The 636-nt window shown below is 32.1% G+C and carries 1 protein-coding gene; it reads left to right on the forward strand.

The genetic code is table 11. The annotated features are described in order from the left end of the window. Nucleotides 1–636 (forward strand): tyrosine-type recombinase/integrase (locus B0A78_RS13520; protein ID WP_145955920.1); only part of this gene is annotated, 636 nt, incomplete at both ends.

Consider the following 636-nt stretch of genomic DNA (forward strand, 5'->3'; position numbering starts at 1 on the left):
ATTAAAACCCGAAACTACCCAAGCAAGATATTTATATTTAAAAGAGTTTTTTAGTTGGTTAGAAAATAATAAAATCTTTGAATTACAGCAAATTACACCAAAAGAAATAGCACAATACAACGACTACTTAAAAGCCAAGAAAAGCCAGCGAACAGGAAAAGCATTAAAGCAAAAAAGCATATACGACCATATGCGAAACCTACAACAGTATTTAGGGTATTTACTAGAAATTGGCACACTCAAAACCAATCCAGCATCACACTTAAAATTTACGGCAGTAAGCGAAAATGTAGCACGATTTATTTTTAGCCAGGACCAAATACAAGCACTTTACCAAGTGGCCAATTTAGAAGAAAAAGCAATCTTAAATATGGGTTATGGTTGTGGGTTAAGAGTACAAGAAATGAGCGACTTAAACAAAGAAGACATACGGTTTAGTGAGAATTTAGTAATCGTTCAAAAAGGCAAAAACAGCAAACGCAGATTAGTTCCTATAAGCCAAAAAATAAGCGATCAAATCAAAGAATATTTAGAAAGTTTAGAGCAAAAAAACAACACAATATTTATCAATAATAAAGCAAGAAAAATGCAAGAATGGGGACTTAATGCACGACTAAAACAACTGATTTTAAAAAC

Source organism: Flavobacterium columnare NBRC 100251 = ATCC 23463, from assembly GCF_002530675.1.
In the GTDB taxonomy this organism is placed as follows: domain Bacteria; phylum Bacteroidota; class Bacteroidia; order Flavobacteriales; family Flavobacteriaceae; genus Flavobacterium; species Flavobacterium columnare.